General features: G+C 70.9%; 15 protein-coding genes. 3 read left to right on the top strand and 12 right to left on the bottom strand.

The window, feature by feature from the left end:
* Positions 1–69 precede the first annotated feature (69 nt).
* On the top strand, positions 70–1,041 hold the full coding sequence (locus tag KWI83_RS20850) for an LLM class flavin-dependent oxidoreductase (RefSeq protein ID WP_218515883.1): 972 nt from the start codon (positions 70–72) through the stop codon (positions 1,039–1,041).
* 88 nt (positions 1,042–1,129) lie between these two features.
* Here the strand turns inward: KWI83_RS20850 and KWI83_RS20845 are convergent, their stop codons facing one another.
* The 4 genes from KWI83_RS20845 to KWI83_RS20830 all read right to left on the bottom strand — a co-directional run bounded on the left by KWI83_RS20845 (position 1,130) and on the right by KWI83_RS20830 (position 7,469).
* Entirely contained in the window at positions 1,130–2,548 is a 1,419-nt protein-coding gene (locus KWI83_RS20845) for a sugar porter family MFS transporter (RefSeq protein WP_218515882.1), read from the bottom strand.
* Positions 2,549–2,769: 221 nt separating this feature from the next.
* Positions 2,770–6,393 (bottom strand): chromosome segregation protein SMC, encoded by a 3,624-nt coding sequence (gene smc / locus KWI83_RS20840; protein ID WP_218515881.1) that lies wholly within the window; start codon positions 6,391–6,393, stop codon positions 2,770–2,772.
* A 207-nt stretch (positions 6,394–6,600) separates the two neighbouring features.
* Positions 6,601–6,807, bottom strand: coding sequence for a hypothetical protein (locus tag KWI83_RS20835; RefSeq protein WP_053762838.1), 207 nt, complete (start codon positions 6,805–6,807; stop codon positions 6,601–6,603).
* 380 nt (positions 6,808–7,187) lie between these two features.
* The gene (locus KWI83_RS20830) at positions 7,188–7,469 is read right to left on the bottom strand and encodes an acylphosphatase (protein WP_218515880.1); all 282 of its coding nucleotides are present in this window, start codon (positions 7,467–7,469) and stop codon (positions 7,188–7,190) included.
* A 159-nt stretch (positions 7,470–7,628) separates the two neighbouring features.
* On the opposite strand from KWI83_RS20830, the gene KWI83_RS20825 reads away from it, so the two are divergent.
* Positions 7,629–8,768 (top strand): CAP domain-containing protein, encoded by a 1,140-nt coding sequence (locus KWI83_RS20825; RefSeq protein WP_218515879.1) that lies wholly within the window; start codon positions 7,629–7,631, stop codon positions 8,766–8,768.
* Positions 8,769–8,864: 96 nt separating this feature from the next.
* Positions 8,865–9,260, top strand: coding sequence for a helix-turn-helix domain-containing protein (locus tag KWI83_RS20820; RefSeq protein WP_218515878.1), 396 nt, complete (start codon positions 8,865–8,867; stop codon positions 9,258–9,260).
* Here KWI83_RS20820 and mutM read toward each other — a convergent pair.
* From mutM to recG, 8 genes are all read right to left on the bottom strand, one after another.
* Positions 9,233–10,093 (bottom strand): bifunctional DNA-formamidopyrimidine glycosylase/DNA-(apurinic or apyrimidinic site) lyase, encoded by an 861-nt coding sequence (gene mutM, locus KWI83_RS20815; protein ID WP_218515877.1) that lies wholly within the window; start codon positions 10,091–10,093, stop codon positions 9,233–9,235. The genes KWI83_RS20820 and mutM overlap by 28 nt on opposite strands.
* A 115-nt stretch (positions 10,094–10,208) precedes the next feature.
* Entirely contained in the window at positions 10,209–11,123 is a 915-nt protein-coding gene (gene rnc / locus KWI83_RS20810) for a ribonuclease III (protein ID WP_218515876.1), read from the bottom strand.
* A gap of 19 nt (positions 11,124–11,142) precedes the next feature.
* Positions 11,143–11,316 (bottom strand): 50S ribosomal protein L32, encoded by a 174-nt coding sequence (rpmF, locus tag KWI83_RS20805; RefSeq protein ID WP_003951102.1) that lies wholly within the window; start codon positions 11,314–11,316, stop codon positions 11,143–11,145.
* 2 nt (positions 11,317–11,318) lie between these two features.
* Positions 11,319–11,966, bottom strand: coding sequence for a DUF177 domain-containing protein (locus tag KWI83_RS20800; RefSeq protein ID WP_218515875.1), 648 nt, complete (start codon positions 11,964–11,966; stop codon positions 11,319–11,321).
* Positions 11,967–12,094: 128 nt separating this feature from the next.
* Complete coding sequence (locus tag KWI83_RS20795; protein ID WP_218515874.1) at positions 12,095–13,138, bottom strand: ATP synthase F0 subunit B; 1,044 nt, start codon at positions 13,136–13,138, stop codon at positions 12,095–12,097.
* A gap of 73 nt (positions 13,139–13,211) precedes the next feature.
* Positions 13,212–13,691, bottom strand: coding sequence for a pantetheine-phosphate adenylyltransferase (gene coaD / locus KWI83_RS20790; protein ID WP_218515873.1), 480 nt, complete (start codon positions 13,689–13,691; stop codon positions 13,212–13,214).
* Positions 13,692–13,717: 26 nt separating this feature from the next.
* Complete coding sequence (gene rsmD, locus KWI83_RS20785) at positions 13,718–14,305, bottom strand: 16S rRNA (guanine(966)-N(2))-methyltransferase RsmD (RefSeq protein WP_218515872.1); 588 nt, start codon at positions 14,303–14,305, stop codon at positions 13,718–13,720.
* 166 nt (positions 14,306–14,471) lie between these two features.
* Positions 14,472–16,679, bottom strand: coding sequence for an ATP-dependent DNA helicase RecG (gene recG / locus KWI83_RS20780; protein ID WP_218515871.1), 2,208 nt, complete (start codon positions 16,677–16,679; stop codon positions 14,472–14,474).
* Positions 16,680–16,810: the final 131 nt, after the last annotated feature.

The raw sequence follows: 16,810 nt of genomic DNA, 5'->3' as shown, positions 1-16,810 counted from the left end.
CTACCTGACACCCCGTCAGCTACCGTCCCCCCTCACCGGAAGCCCACCCGCCCGGCGAAGGGGAACCCCATGCCCGTCTCGGTCGTCCGTTTCAATCTCGTCGAACCCGGCGCCACCCCCGCCTCCCTCCACGCCCGCTACAGGACGGCCCTGGAGATGGCCAGGTACGCCGACGACCGGGAGATCTCCGTCGTGCAGACGGAGGAGCACCACGGCGTGCCGGACAACTGGCTGCCGTCGCCGTTCGCGTTCGCGGCAGCGGTGCTCGGGGCCACGCGTCGCCTCGCGGTCACCGTGTCGGCGGTCATCGGGCCGTTGCACGACCCGCTGCGGCTGGCCGAGGACATCGCCGTACTGGATCTGCTGAGCGGCGGCCGGCTCGTGACCGTCGCGGGGATCGGGTACCGGCCCGAGGAGTACGAGCTGTTCGGCGTGGACTGGGCGCGGCGCGGGCGGTTGCAGGACGAGGTGCTGCAGACGGTGCTGAAGGCCTGGACCGGGGAGGAGTTCGAGTACCGGGGACGGAGGGTGCGGGTCACGCCGCGCCCGTACTCCGACCCGCACCCCCTGCTCCTGGTCGGCGGCTCCTCCAGGGCCGCCGCTCGCCGGGCCGCCCGCCTGGGGCTGCCCTTCTTCCCCAGCGCGCACCTGCCCGAGCTGGAGGCCTACTACAAGGAACGCCTGGTCGAGTACGGCACCGAGGGCTGGACCATGATGCCCGCCGCCGAGACGCCGCTGCTGCACCTCGCCGAGGACCCGGACCGGACGTGGGCGGAGTACGGCGGGCACTTCCTGCACGAGGCGCGCACGTACGCCTCCTGGCAGTCGGCCGACATCCGCTCGGCCGTGCGGTCGGCGGCCACGACGGTGGAGGAGCTGCGCGCCGAGGGCGTCTACCGGGTGCTCACGCCGGAGGAGTGCGTGGCGCTGGGGCTCGACAGCCTCGTGCTGCATCCGCTGGTGGGCGGGATGCCGCTGGAGGAGGGCTGGCGCAGCCTGCGGCTGTTCTGCGACAACGTGCTGCCCCGGCTCAGTGGCTGAGCCGGGGCGACACGTCTCTTACGAGACGAGGAGAGGGGCAGCGGGGACTTGGCCCGTCTCCTCGGGATCGAGGGCCTCGGGATGAGGCTCAGCCCATCTCCTCCAGCGTCTTGCCCTTCGTCTCCTTGACGAACTTCAGGACGAACGGGACGGAGAGCGCGGCGAAGACGGTGTAGATCACGTAGGTCACGGAGAGGTTCCAGTCGGCCAGCGACGGGAAGCTCGCGGTGATGGCCCAGTTGGCGATCCACTGCGCGGCGGCGGCCACGCCCAGGGCGGCGGCGCGGATCCGGTTGGGGAACATCTCGCCGAGCATGACCCAGACGACCACACCCCACGACAGGGCGAAGAACAGGACGAAGACGTGCGCGGCGATCAGGGCGACCCAGCCCTGGGTGGCCGGGAGCCTGCCGTCGACGAGGTCGAAGGAGAACGCCCAGGCCTCCAGCGCGAGGCCGATCACCATGCCGACCGAACCGATGATCGCGAGCGGCCGGCGGCCGACGCGGTCGACGAAGATCATCGCGATGACGGTGCCGACGATGTTGATGATCGACGTGGTGAACGAGTAGAAGAACGAGTCCGTCGGGTCCACGCCGACCGACTGCCACAGCGTCGAGGAGTAGTAGAACGCGACGTTGATGCCGACGAACTGCTGGAAGACCGACAGGCCGATACCGATCCAGACGATCGGCTTGAAGAAGAAGCTGCCGCCGAGCAGGTCCTTGAACGTGGACCTGTGCTCGCTCTTCATGGCGTGCTCGATCTCGGCGACGCGGACGTCGAGATCGATGTCCCGGCCCTCGACCTCGGAGAGGATCTCGCGGGCGCGCTCGCGCTTGCCGACGGAGAGCAGATAGCGCGGTGACTCGGGGATGGCGAAGGAGAGCAGGCCGTACAGGACGGCCGGGACGACCATGACGCCGAGCATCAGCTGCCAGGCCTCCAGGCCCATCAGCTCACCACGCTGGTCGCCGTCGGCGGCGTTCAGGATGCCCCAGTTGACCAGCTGCGAGACGGCGATGCCGACCACGATCGCGGCCTGCTGGAAGGAGCCGAGCCGGCCGCGGTACGCCGGCGGGGCGACCTCGGCGATGTAGGCCGGGCCGATCACGGAGGCCATGCCGATGGCGAAGCCGCCGACGACGCGCCAGAAGGCGAGGTCGTACAGCGAGAAGGGCAGGGCGGAGCCGACGGCGCTCACGGTGAACAGCACTGCGGCGATCTGCATGCACCGGATACGGCCGATACGGTCGGCTGTGCGGCCCGCCGTGGCGGCGCCGATGGCGCAGCCGATCAGCGCGACGGCGATGACCTGCGCCAGCGCCGCGGAGCCGATGTCGTAACGGTCCCGGATGGCCTCGACGGCGCCGTTGATCACGGAGCTGTCGTAGCCGAAGAGGAAGCCGCCCATCGCGGCCGCCGCCGCGATGAAGATGACGTGCCCGAGATGTTCGGGCTGAGCCGACCTGGCTCCTGGCGTGGGTGCCTGCGCTGTGCTGGTCACGTGTACTCCTCGGGCCACCGGCAACGCTGCCGGAGTGGGGTAAGCCCTCGCAGGTGGCAAACCTGAAGGTAAAAGCAACGTTGCAGAGACTATGCCTTCAAGTTTCGAAGTCAATATCGGGATGTTAAGAGTTTGACGCGAAGACGTGGCCGACCTGCGTTCATTACTTGAATGAGGGGCCCAGTTGGGCAGGTCGGAGCGGGTGCGGCTCCCGTACGCCCTCAGCGCAGCCGCTGGCTGATGACCTTCGACACACCGTCCCCTTGCATGGAGACGCCGTACAGCGCGTCGGCGACCTCCATGGTCCGCTTCTGGTGCGTGATGACGATGAGCTGCGAGGTCTCCTGCAGCTCCTGCATGATCCGGATCAGTCGCTGCAGGTTCGTGTCGTCGAGCGCGGCCTCGACCTCGTCCATCACGTAGAACGGGCTGGGCCGGGCCTTGAAGATCGACACGAGCAGGGCGACGGCGGTCAGCGAGCGCTCGCCGCCGGACAGCAGGCTGAGCCGCTTGACCTTCTTGCCCGGGGGCCGGGCCTCGACGTCGACACCCGTGGTGAGCATGTTGTCGGGGTCGGTCAGCACCAACCGGCCCTCACCGCCCGGGAAGAGGCGGCTGAAGACGCCCTCGAACTCCCGGGCCGTGTCCCAGTAGGCCTCGGTGAACACCTGCTCGACCCGCTGGTCGACCTCCTTGACGACCTGGAGCAGATCGGCGCGGGTCTTCTTCAGGTCCTCCAGCTGCTCGCTGAGGAACTTGTGCCGTTCCTCCAGCGCCGCGAACTCCTCCAGGGCCAGCGGGTTCACCTTGCCGAGCTGCTGGTAGGCCCGCTCGGCCGACTTCAGCCGCTTCTCCTGCTCGGCCCGCCGATACGGCTTCGGCTGGTTGCGCGGATGCTCGGGGTCCTCCGGCAGCTCCTCGCCCTCGGCGGGCAGGGACGGGGGTACGAGCTGGTGGGGGCCGTACTCCGCGATCAGCCCCGCCGGTTCGACGCCCAGCTCCTCCAGCGCCTTGGTCTCCAGCTGCTCGATCCGCAGCCGCTTCTCGGCGCCCAGCACCTCACCGCGGTGCACGGAGTCGGTGAGCTTGTCGAGCTCGGCCTTGAGGTCACGGCCCTCGGTGCGGGCGGCGGCGAGTTCCTGCTCGCGGAGCGCCTTGGCGGCCTCGGCGGCGGTGCGCTCCTCCTCGGCGCGGGCGAGGGAGACCTCGATGTGCGCGAGCAGCTGGCGGGCACCGGAGGCGACGGCTTCGGCGACGGCCGCCTCGTGTCTGAGGCGCGCCCGCCGCTGCTCGGCACGCGCGCGTGCCTCGCGTTCGGCACGGGCGGCCCGGTCGAGCGAGTCGGCCCGTCCGGCGAGCCCCTTGACCCGCTCCTCATGGGTGCGGACCTGGAGGCGGGCCTCCATCTCGGTCTGCCGGGCGTTGGCGCCGTCGGCGGCGAGCCGGTCGCGCACGGAGGTGTCGGGCTCCTCCTCGATCGGCATCTCCTCGGCGACGGCGAGCCGTTCGGCGAGTTCCTCGACCTCCATCAGCGCCTTGTCGACTGCCTCCTGCGCCCGCGCCGCCGCGGCGGCACTCCGCTCGGCCTCCCCGGCGGCGGCCCGGGCCTGCCCGGCGAGCCGCCCGAGCTGCTGCGCCACGGACGACTTCTCCCGGTCGGCGGCCCGCCGTCGCTCCCCCAGCTCCTCGACGAGCGCGGCCGCCTCCTTGCGCCGCTCACCGGCCGCCCGCTGCACCTCGGCGAGTTCCTCGCACCGCACGGCCAGCTCTTCGAGTTCCGCGGCGGCCTCGTCCACGGACGCCTGCACTTCGAGCAGACTCGGCGCCCCCGCGGAACCGCCGTGCGCGAAGTGCCCGCCCAGCAGATCGCCCTCGGCGGTCACGGCGGTGAGGTACGGGTGCGCGTAGACCAGGTCTTCGGCGTTCTCCAGGGTGTCGACCACGACGATGTCGTGCAGGAGGCGGTGTACGGCGGGCATGAGGTCGGGGGGGCCGTGGACGAAGTGCGCGGCGGGAGGTGCCGGTTCGGTGAGTCGGGCGTCTGCGGGGTCGTTGTGGTTGGTCGCGCCCACGTGGCGGCAGCCACATGTCGGACACAGCCCCGCGCCCCTCAGGGGCGCTTCCGTCGCCCCTGACAGCAACATGGCCGCCCGGCCGCCGTCCTGCTTGCGCAGCAGCCGGATGGCCTCTGCCGCCGAGGCGGGTGTCGTCACCGCGATCGCGTCCGCCGCCGCGCCGAAGGCCGCAGCCAGCGGTACCTCGTAGCCGGGCGTCACCGTCAGCAGCTCCGCCGCCGGGCCCAGGACTCCGGTGAGCCGGTCCCGCGCGCCCAGCAGTATTCCGGTGCCGTCCTTGCGACGCAGGCCCATGGCCAGCGCGTCGTGCCGGGCCTGGGTCGCGGCGCGCTTGCGTTCCGCCGCCGTGGCCGCCTCACGGGCCGCGGCGAGGGCGGACTCCGCCTCGGCCAGCCGCTGTTTGGCCGCCTCGTGCCGCTCGGCGAGTTCGGCGTCGCCGGCGTCGAGGCCGTCGACCTCGGCCTTGAGCGCCTCGTACTCCTCCTGCGCGGCGACGGCCCGCTCCTGTGCCTCGTCGCGGGCGGCGGCGAGGCGGTCGATCTCGGCCTGGGCGGAGGCCGCGCGTGAACGGGCCGCGCCGACCTGGCCGTTCAGCCGGGCCAGCCCCTCGCGGCGGTCGGCGATGGCGCGGGCCGCGTCCTTCAGGCGGCGTTCCTCGATCGCCAGCTCGCGCTCCAGTTCGGCGCGGTGGGCGACCGTGTCGTCGAGCGCACGCTGGGCCGCCTCCAGGGCGGCCTCCAGCTCGGCCTCCTGCTCGCGGATGCGGTGGGCCTCGCGCTCCATGTCCTCGGGGTCACGGCCGCGCCGCTCCTCGGGCGGGGCGGAGGTCGCGCTCTTCACCCGGGCCTCGGCCAGCGAGATCGTGCCGCGCACCCGTTCGGCGAGCTGGGACAGCTCGTACCAGGTCTGCTGCGCCCGCTGCAGGCGCGGTGTGAGGCGGCGGACCTCGTCCTCCAGGAGCGCCTCCCGCTGCAGTGCCCTGCGCAGCTCCTGCTCGGCGGCCTCCTTGCGCTGCTTCAGCGCGGCCTCGTCGGCGACCTCGGCCTGGAGCGCCTCCCGCAGCCGTACGAGATCGTCGGCCAGCAGGCGGAGGCGGGCGTCGCGCAGGTCGGCCTGGATGACGGCGGCCCTGCGCGCCACAGCGGCCTGACGGCCCAGCGGCTTGAGCTGTCTGCGCAGCTCGTCGGTCAGGTCCTGCACGCGCGCGAGGTTGGCCTGCATCGCGTCCAGCTTCCTGAGCGCCTTCTCCTTGCGCTTGCGGTGCTTGAGGACGCCGGCGGCCTCCTCGATGAAGGCGCGGCGGCCCATGGGGTCGGCGTGCAGGACGGAGTCCAGCTGGCCCTGGCCGACGATGACGTGCATCTCGCGGCCGATGCCGGAGTCGGACAGCAGCTCCTGGATGTCGAGCAGGCGGCAGGTGTCGCCGTTGATCTGGTACTCGCTGCCGCCGTTGCGGAACATGATCCGCGTGATGGTGACCTCGGCGTACTCGATGGGCAGGGCCCCGTCGGAGTTGTCGATGGTCAGCGAGACCTCGGCGCGGCCGAGCGGTGGCCGCCCGGTGGTGCCGGCGAAGATGACGTCCTCCATCTTGCCGCCGCGCAGCGACTTGGCGCCCTGCTCGCCCATGACCCAGCTGAGCGCGTCCACGACGTTGGACTTGCCCGAGCCGTTCGGTCCGACGACACACGTGATGCCCGGCTCGAACCGGAGCGTGGTCGCCGAGGCGAACGACTTGAACCCGCGGAGGGTCAGGGCCTTGAGGTGCACGCCGCTGGACTCTACCTTCCGGGGTTGTCTCACTCCATGAACCCGCGGTTTCGCCCCTGAACGCCGAGGGCACACCAAACGTTAAAGGCTCTGAAAGGATGCCGGGGGAAAGAAAGAAGGGACGCCGAAGCGTCCCTTGCAACTTCTGACAACTTAGCGGTTGATACGGGCAGCCCAACCACTGCGTGTCGTTGTGCGATGCAGTGATCAGGTGAGCGCAGGCTCCGCCTGGTGTGCGTCGACGCTCTCCATGATCCTGTCGTGGTGAGAAGCGGCAGCCGTCAGCGCGTCGTTCTCCGCCTGGATCCGTACGAGCTCGGATTCCAGGTCCTGTACACGCTGCTGGAGCCGTCGCATCTCGGCGAGGAGTCGAGGGTCGGAGCCGCCGACGTAACCGAGAAGCGCCTTTGCCATGATGGATGGTCCTCCACACTGAGTGACCGACCGATGCGGTGTGGGTCGTGAGGGATTCGCACCCGCGGCCGCTTGGCACTGTGGAGTTGTGCTGCCGTTCATCCATGCCAAACAGCTAAGGTGCGCGGGGCTTTCAGCGTCTCACCAAAAAGTTTGACGGTCAACACGATCACGCCCTGTATTGGGGGACAACCCGGTGGCACACGGCCGGACACGGCGGCGCGGCGACTGACGCGGGGCCCTCAGGGCGTGGCGGTCATCTTTGCGCCTGGAGCCTGCCACGGCAAGCGTTTCTTGGCAATCACCTGCTCGTTTTCGCTCCGGACAGCCGCCTTGGGCATGCTCCGGCACCGCCGCGAGGGTCCTCGTACCGTCAGATGTCAGCGGACGGCGAAGCCGTCGTAGCCGCCGCGAGGTGTGTCCCAGATCTCGGTGACGCCGTCCACGCGCCCGGGCGTGTCGTCACCCTGGAGCCAGTCCAGCAGCCCCTGACAGCCCTCGCGTGAGCCTTCCGCGACCACCTGGACCCGTCCGTCGTCCAAATTGAGAGCAAAACCACTCAGACCGCCGATCTCCAGGGCCTTGGCCCGGGTGTACCAGCGGAAACCCACACCTTGGACGCGTCCTCGCACCCAGGCGACCAACCGCACATCCTCGCTCATGGGTGCAACCTAACCGGCCGATGCCGCTCGGGACACTTCCTCCCCCAGCGCCATGCGGTACCGTCCAGCCCCAATGAATCTCATATGAAACCCACTCGATCGAGTGAGTTTTGTTGATCAAACGGACGAGTGGACCGCGAGGACGAGGAAGGCCATCACATGGGACGCCACCGACGCTCCGCCGCCGGCCGCGCCGCCACGGGCCGCGCCACGGGGGCCGACGAGACGAACAGCCCCGCCGTGGGAGACCAGACCCCGCAGCACTCGCCCATGGGCGACCCGGCGGCGCCGTATCCGAACCCGGAGGCGTACGCCGAGGCGGTCTCGAAGAGCGAGGCCTATCTCTTCGCCCCGGACGACGCCCACGCCGGGGGCCGCGGCACGGACCCGTCCGGAGCCACCGTGACCTTCCCGGCGGCCGAGGTCTTCGGCCCCGACGGCGCCTCCCGGAGCGGCCGCTCGCCCCGCCGCAAGAAGAAGGGCATGACGCCCGTCCGCACCGGTCTGCTCGGTGTCTCCGCCGCGGTCGCGATCGGCGCGGTCGCGGTCGCCACCGGCGTCCTGCCCGGCGGCGACACCTACACGCTCGGCGGGGGCGGCGCCGACAAGGTGCAGGCCGGTGACACGCCGATCAACACCGAGTCCCCGCAGGGCGGCACGTCCGGCACCGCCGAGACGCGCCCCAGCGGCGGCCCGTCGACCAGCCGCGGCACCGAGCGCTCCACGTCACCGTCGGCCTCCCCCTCGACCTCGTCGGCGAAGCCCACCACCAAGGCACCGACGACGAAGGCGCCGGTCACCAAGACCCCCTCCAAGAAGCCGACGACCACCCCGTCGTCGAAGAAGCCGACGCCGACCCCGTCCCGTACGCCCTCGCAGGTGCCGACGCAGCGGACCACCCCGCCGGTGACGATCTCCCCGGAGACCGCCGCCGAGGCCGAGGTGCTCAAGCTCGTCAACGACGAGCGCGCCAAAGCCGGGTGCAGCCCGCTGGCCGCGAACAGCGCGCTCGCGGAGCTGGCCGGGAACTTCAGCGAGGCCATGGCCGAGCAGGGCTTCTTCGCCCACACCGACCCCAGCGGGCGCACCCCCTGGGACCGCGCGGAGGCGGCCGGCATAACCAACCTCGGCGGCGAGAACATAGCCCGGGGCCAGGCGGACGCGGCGGCCGTCATGGAGGCCTGGATGAACAGCCCCGGGCACCGGGCCAACATCCTGAACTGCGACTTCAAGACACTCGGCGTCGGTGCGCACTACGGGCCGGGCGGCCCGTGGTGGACGCAGGCCTTCGGGTACTAGCCCCAATGCCGACGGCATTGGTACCAGCCCGGCCGAGCGCTCACTGATGGTGAGCGCAACCTATTGGTCAGCGCTGTCCGCCCGTACGCTTGGGGCATGACCGTCGGGCGCACACCTGAGCAGGACCTCCCGTACGACGTGTTCTCCAAGGCCTGCCCGTCCCGGGGCACGCTGGAGCACATCACGGGCCGCTGGGGCGCGCTCACCCTCGGCGCCCTGCACGAGGGCTCGCTGCGCTTCAACGAGCTGCGCCGCCGGGTCGACGGGGTGAGCGAGAAGATGCTCTCCCAGACCCTGCACGCGCTGGAGCGCGACGGCCTGGTGCACCGCGAGGCCCAGCCGACCAACCCGCCCCGCGTGGACTACGAGCTGACGCCCCTCGGACACGAGGTCGCCGAGCGCCTGCTGGCGCTCATCCATCACCTGGAGGGGCGGATGGACGAGGTCCTCGCCGCCCGGGCGCGCTACGACGAGATGCGCGGCGGCCGCTGACACTTCGGGCAGTAGTAGCTGGACCGGTTCATCCACGGGCGTCGGCGCATCGCCGTACCGCACCTGCGGCAGGGCAGCCCCTCACGTCCGTACGCGTCGAGCGAGCGGTCGAAGTAGCCCGACTCGCCGTTGACGTTGACGTACAGGCTGTCGAAGCTCGTGCCGCCCACCGACAGGGCGGCGTTCAGCACGTCCCTGATGTGGCCGAGGAGTTCGAGCGTGCGCGGGCGAGTGAAGGGGGACGTCGGGCGGTCGTAGTGGAGGCGGGCGCGCCAGAGGGCCTCGTCCGCGTAGATGTTGCCGACGCCACTGATCAAGGACTGGTCCAGCAGGGCGCGTTTGACGGTGCTGCGCTTGCGGCGCAGCGCCTGGTGGAAGGCCTCGTCGTCGAACTGCGCATCGAGGGGGTCGCGGGCGATGTGCGCGATGACGTCGGGCAGGCCGTCGGGGGTGGTGTCGTGCAAGGACAGACCGCCGAAGGTGCGTTGGTCGACGAAGCGCAGCTCGGTGCCGAGGGCGTCGGCGAACCGGACGCGGATACGCAAGTGCTTCTCGTCGGGTGCCGTGTGCGGCTGGACCAGGAGCTGGCCGCTCATGCCGAGGTGGGCGAGGATCGCCTGGCCGGTGTCCGCCAGCGGCAGCCACAGGTACTTGCCGCGCCGGCTCGGGGTGCCGACACGGTGGCCCTTCAGGCAGTGCGCGAAGTCGTCGGCGCCGGCGAGGTGACGGCGTACGGCACGTGGGTGCAGCACCTCGACGTCGGTGACGGTCCGGTGGGCGACCCACTGCTCCAGTCCCCGCCGGACGACCTCCACCTCGGGCAACTCGGGCATCGCGCCTCCCCCGTCCAAACCGTCGTACGAGCCGAGCGCCCGCCCCGGGGCTGGGGCGGGCGCTCGGGTGTGCTGTTCTCCTGCGTTTCCGCAGGTGCTGTGTGGCCGGAGCCGGTCAGCCCGACGCCGAGGGGGCGCCCATGCTGTCGCCGTCCGCGGCGGTCCCGGCGGCCGGGGCCGCCTTGGTGGCCTCCACGGCCGCCGCCTCGGTGGGCACCGCGCCGTCCGTCAGCGGGACCGCGTCCACGGCCGGTGCCGCGCCCGTGGCCGAGGCGGCCTTGGCGCGTTCGTCCGCGGCCGCGCGGATGGACCGCCAGGCGGACTCGGCGGCCTGCTGCTCCGCCTCCTTCTTGCTGCGGCCGGTGCCGGTGCCGTACGAGACGCCTCCGACGCGGGCGGCAGCAGTGAAGGTCTTCTCGTGGTCGGGGCCGGTCTCCGTGACCAGGTACTCGGGCACGCCGAGCCCCTCGGTCGCGGTGAGTTCCTGGAGGGATGTCTTCCAGTCCAGGCCGGCTCCGAGGTTCGAGGACTTCTCGATCAGCGGGTCGAACAGGCGGTGCACCAGCTCCGCCGCCGAGTCCAGGCCCTGGTCGAGATAGACCGCGCCGATCACCGCTTCGAGGGTGTCGGCGAGGATCGATGCCTTGTCCCGGCCGCCCGTGCCCTCTTCACCGCGGCCGAGCCGGATGAAGGAGCCGAGGTCGAGCGTCCGCCCCACGTCCGCCAGCGCGCGCGAGTTCACCACCGCGGCCCGCAGCTTGGCCAGCTGGCCCTCGGGCAGGTCGGGGTGGGTGCGGTACAGCGTGTCGGTGACGACGAGGCCGAGCACGGAGTCCCCGAGGAACTCCAGCCGCTCGTTCGTCGGCAGACCGCCGTTCTCGTACGCGTAGGAACGGTGGGTCAGCGCTCGCACCAGAAGGGCGGACTCGACCTTGTAGCCGAGCCGCCCTTCCAGAAGCGTGTGGGACGAGGCCTGGTTGTCCGGTCCACCCCCGCTCGCGCGGGAAGACTGCTTCTTCGGTGTGGACACAGTGCCTCTCACCAGCCGCTCAGACCTCGAGGACCTGGCGCTTGTTGTAGGTGCCGCACGACGGGCACGCGATGTGCTGCTGCTTGGGCTCGTGGCAGCGCTCGCACGCAACCAGGGTGGGGACCGCAGCCTTCCACTGCGACCGGCGGTGGCGCGTGTTGCTGCGCGACATCTTCCGCTTCGGAACAGCCACGGCTACTTCTCCTGCTTCTCGTCGACGCCCGCTTCGGCGCCGCTCTTGTCGTCCTTATCGCCGGGTTCGAGTGAATCGGCGAGTCCCTGCAGTGCCGCCCAACGGATGTCGACGGCGTCGTGGTGGTGGTCCGGGTCGTCCGCGAGGCGTGCGCCACACTCGGCACACAGTCCTGGGCAGTCTTCCTGGCACACCGGCTGCATCGGCAGTGCGAGCACCACCGCATCGCGCAGCAGAGGTTCGAGGTCGAACATGCCGTCCTCGAGGAAGAGCCTGTCCTCGTCGTCCTCGGCGTCGTCGCCGGGTTCCGCGTGGTGCACGCGGCCCCGATCGTCGACGTCAGGGTACGAGAACATCTCCTGGAAGTCCGCTTCGAGCTCCAGCTCGACCGGCTCCAGACACCTTACGCACTCCCCCTCGGCCCGTGCACGGGCGGTGCCTGTGACAAGGACACCTTCCATGACCGACTCCAGGCGGAGTTCGAGCTCCACCGGGGCGCCTTCCGGCACTCCGATGACGTCCTTCAGACCGAGGTCCTTCGGGGCGTCGACCGTGCGGGTCAGGCGCTGCAGCGCACCGGGCCGCCGCCCCAGCTCGTGTGTGTCGAACACGAGAGGCTTGCGGTGGTCGAGGCGGGCGTTCAGAGCCATTCCTGCTTTCGATCTTGTGAGCTCGGTGGACGCTGCCCTCGGTGTTCCCGGGCAGCGCTGATCGCGGACGTACGCGCGACCGAAGAGCCAGGATACTGGACCATGCGCCGACGGCCCAATCGGCGGCGTCAGCCGTTGCCGCGGCCCTGTTCGTACGCCCGCAGCTGCTCCGCGCTGATCATGCTGGTGTCGAAGAGACTGGTCTCGTCGAGGCCCTGCGTCTGCTGCTGCTGCGCGTAGGTCTGCTGGTGCGGATCGTACGCGGGCTGCTGCGGGTACGCCGCGTACGGATCGGCCTGCTGGTAGCCGTAGGGGTCCTGCTGGGCGTACTGCTGCTGGTAGCCGTAGGGATCCTGCTGCGGCTGCTGCGGAGGCTGCTGCTGGTAGGCGTAGGCGTCCTGGGTGGCGTACGGCTGCTGGGCCGGGACCGCCGGTGGCTGGGCGGGCTCGGCCGGGGTGTCGGCCATGGCGGCGAGGTCGGCGAGGTAGTCGGCGTCGCTGCTGTGCTGGACGGTGGTGGTGTCGAGGGAGCCGAGGTCGTCGGTGGCGATCCGGCCGTGCAGCTTCTGCCGGCCGCGGCCGACCGCCTCCAGGGTCTTGGCGAGGACCGCCTCGAAGGCGCCGAGCTTGACGTCGACGTACTCGTCGGCGGTGCGGCGCAGCGTCTCCGGGTCGTGGCTGCGCTCGGGGGCGTCCTCGTCCTCGTACCCCTGCTCGTCGAGGCCGGGGCCGGTGCCGAGCAGCTTCTCGCGGCCGCGGCCGACGGAGCCGAGGGTCTTGGTGAGGACGACCTCGAAGTTGGCCAGCTTGGAGTCCACGTAGTCGTCGGCCTCGGCGCGGATCTCCTCGGCCTCCTTGCGGGCCTCGGCGAGGATCCGGTCGGCCTCGGCCTGGGAGCGGCGGGCGACCTCGGTGTCGGAGATCAGCGAGCCGCGCTCGGCGTGCGCGCCCTGGATGATCCGCTCGGCCTCCTGGCGGGCCTGCTCGACCATCTGCTCGCGGTCGCCGATCAGCTCCTGGGCCTGGGCGAGGGAGTCGGGCAGGGCCGCGCGCACCTCTTCCAGCATGGCGAGCAGGTCGGCGCGGTTGACCACGCACGAGGCCGACATGGGCATGCCCCGGGCACTGGAGACCGCCGCGACGATCTCGTCGAGCTTCTTCTGTACGTCCACCGGTTGCTCGCCACTCTCTACAGCTGTGTTGGAGACGGACGGGACGACTGTAGCCCGTTGAGGTGTGGCCCGTTCAGGCCTGGCGCAGGCGCTTGTTGAGAGCGTCCAGGACGGCCGGCGGCACCAGGTGGGAGACGTCGCCGCCCCACTGTGCGACCTCCTTGACCAGGGAGGAGGACAGGAAGCTGTAGGTGGGGTTGGTGGGCACGAAGAGGGTCTCGACCCCTGAGAGGCCGTTGTTCATCTGGGCCATCTGCAGCTCGTAGTCGAAGTCGCTGACCGCGCGCAGGCCCTTGACGATGGCGGGGATGTCGCGCTGCTTGCAGAAGTCGACGAGGAGGCCGTGGAAGGCCTCGACCCGGACGTTGCCGTATTCGGCGGTGACCTCGCGGATCAGGTCGATCCGCTCGTCGATCTCGAAGAGGCCCTTCTTGGACTTGTTGATCATCACCGCGACGTAGACCTCGTCGTAGAGGCGGGAGGCGCGGGCGATGATGTCCAGGTGTCCGTTGGTGATGGGGTCGAACGACCCGGGACAGACGGCTCGGCGCACTTGAGATCCCTCGCTCTCAGGTCCGGTCATGGTGCGTCTTCGCACGTGGAGGCGGCGCGACCGTACCAAAACGTTCCCTCGCCGTACCGGCGGGTGCGCAGGGCCTCGAAGCCCTCCGGCCACCCGAATTCACCGCCTCTGGTGCTGCGCTCCACGGTGACGAGGGCTTCTTCGGCGAGCCACCCCTCCGTGCGGAGTGTGAGCAGGATCTCGCGAAGATCGTCGTCCGTGACGGCGTACGGCGGGTCGAGGAACACGATGTCGTACGGCTCGCCCGGCGGTGGGGTTCGGATGATCTGTTCCGCTTTGCCCGACCTGACCTCGGCGCCGGGCAGGCCGAGGTTTCTGACGTTCTCGCGGATCGTGCGGGCGGCCCGGGCGTCGGCCTCGACCAGCAGGGTGTGCGCGGCGCCGCGCGAGAGGGCCTCCAGGCCGACGGCGCCGGAACCTGCGTAGAGGTCCAGCACGCGTTCGCCGTCCAGGGGGCCGCCGAGGAGGGACTGCCAGGTGGAGAAGAGACCCTCGCGGGCGCGGTCCGAGGTGGGGCGCGTGCGGGATCCCTGCGGGACGGCCAAGCGACGTCCCCCTGCCCGGCCGGCGATCACGCGGGTCATCTTGGGTCCTTGGTTGTGGGTGGTTACGGATCCAGTTTGGCAGGCGGTCGGTGGGGGTGCGGATCGCCGTGGGGCCGAAGCGTCGCGGGCGGCTGCGGGTTCGTCGTGGTGGTTCGCGCAGTTTTCCGCGCCCCTAACGGCGCTGCCCCACCCGGCGACGACATCGCTACCCCTTCTCCAGATACTGCTCTCTCTCCTCGTCCAAGAGGGCGTCCAGGGCCGTGCGCAGGCCCGGGAGGCCGGTCAGCTCGGGGTCGGCGGCGACCACCTTGGCCGCCTCCTCGCGGGCCTCCGCGATGATCTCCTCGTCCTCGATGACGGCGAGCACCCGCAGGCTGGTGCGGGCGCCGGACTGGGCCTGGCCGAGGACGTCGCCCTCGCGCCGCTGTTCGAGGTCGATGCGGGAGAGTTCGAAGCCGTCGAGCGTGGCCGCCACCGCGTTCAGCCGCTGGCGGGCGGCGCCGGCCTCGGGCATCTCGGTGACCAGCAGGCACAGTCCGGGCGCCGAGCCACGGCCGACGCGGCCGCGCAGCTGGTGGAGCTGGGAGACGCCGAAGCGGTCGGCGTCCATGATCACCATCACCGTGGCGTTCGGCACGTTGACGCCGACCTCGATGACCGTGGTCGCCACCAGGACGTCCGTCTCACCGGCGGCGAACCGGCGCATGACGGCGTCCTTGTCGTCGGGTTGCATACGGCCGTGCAGGACCTCGACCTTGAGTCCCTGGAGCGGGCCGTTGGCGAGTTGGTCGGCCATGTCGAGGACGGCGAGCGGGGGGCGCTTGTCGGCCTCGTCCTCGGGGGAGGTCTTCTTTTTCGCCGCCCTGGGGTCGTCCTCCTCGTCGCCGATGCGCGGGCAGACGACGTACGCCTGATGGCCCTGGGAGACCTCCTCGCGCACCCGCTCCCACGTCCGGGCCAGGAAGTGCGGCTTGTCGGCGGCCGGGACGACATGGCTGGCGATCGGGGAGCGACCGGCCGGGAGCTGGTCGAGGACCGAGGTCTCCAGGTCGCCGAAGACGGTCATGGCGACCGTGCGCGGGATCGGTGTGGCGGTCATGACCAGCAGGTGGGGCGGCTGCTTGCCCTTGCCGCGCAGGGCGTCGCGCTGCTCGACGCCGAAGCGGTGCTGCTCGTCGACGACGACCAGGCCGAGGTCGTGGAACTGCACCCGGTCCTCGATCAGCGCGTGCGTGCCGATCACGATCCCGGCCTCGCCGGTGGCCAGGTCGAGCAGCGCCTGGCGGCGGGCGGCGGCGCCCATCGAGCCGGTGAGCAGCACCACCTTGGTGGCGTGCTCGGCGCCGCCGAGCATCCCGCCCTCGGCCAGCTCGCCCATCATCTCCACGACCGAGCGGTGGTGCTGCTGGGCGAGCACTTCGGTGGGCGCGAGCATCGCGGCCTGCCCGCCCGCGTCGACGACGGCGAGCATGGCGCGCAGGGCGACCAGGGTCTTGCCGGAGCCGACCTCGCCCTGGAGCAGCCGGTGCATCGGGTGCTCGGTGGCCAGGTCGGCGAAGATCTCCTCGGAGACCTTCCGCTGGCCCTCGGTGAGGGTGAACGGCAGCCGGTCGTCGAAGGCGGCGAGGAGGCCGTCCGGCCCGGGCCTGCGGGGCACCGCGGGGAGCTGGGCGTCGGCGTGCCGGCGGCGGGCGAGGGCGACCTGGAGGACGAAGGCCTCGTCCCACTTGAGGCGGTCGCGGGCGTCGGCGATGTCCGCCTTGGTGTGCGGCCGGTGGATCTTCAGCAGGGCCTCGGGGAGGGAGACCAGGCCGCGGCCCTCGCGGAGGGAGTCCGGAAGCGGGTCCACGGCTTCCTGGGCGCTGGGCAGCACGGTCTGGACGGCCTTGCCGATCTTCCAGGACTCCAGCTTGGCGGTGGCCGGGTAGATCGGGATGAGGGCGCCCGCCCAGGTGTCGACCGCCTCCTCGGCGTCGCCCTTCAGCAACTCGTACGCCGGATGGGCCAGTTGCAGTCGGCGGTTGAAGACGGAGACCTTGCCCGCGAACATCGCGCGCGTGCCCGGCAGCAGTTCCTTGTGGGGTTTGTGCACGCCGTGGCCGAAGAAGACCAGTTGGAGCCGGCCGCTGCCGTCGGTGATCGTCACCTCCAGGCGCTGGCCCTTGCCGCGCGGCGCCTTGGCGGAGGCGAAGGTGTGCAGGCGGGCGTCGGCGACCTGGGCGACCACCGTGACGTGCTCGTCCAGGGGGAGGTCGGCGAGGTGGGTGAGCTGGCCGCGCTCCTCGTATCTGCGCGGGTAGTGGTGCAGCAGGTCGCCGACGGTGTGCAGGCCGAGATGCTCGGCCATCACCTTCGCGGTGGCGGGGCCGAGCACCTTCTTGAGTGGTTCGTCCAGTGCGGGCACGAGATCCATTGCACACCACCGCACTGACAACGGCGCAGAGGTCCCGGCGGCAGATCCGTATACGTCTCCCGAAACCCCTGGTCAGACGGCTCGTTCGAGCTCTAGGATGACGCGCTCCGGCCATCCTTTCGCGGTCACCG

Source organism: Streptomyces sp. TRM70350, assembly GCF_019219825.1.
Classification (GTDB): Bacteria; Actinomycetota; Actinomycetes; order Streptomycetales; family Streptomycetaceae; genus Streptomyces.
This window is presented reverse-complemented; position numbering and strand designations above follow the sequence as displayed.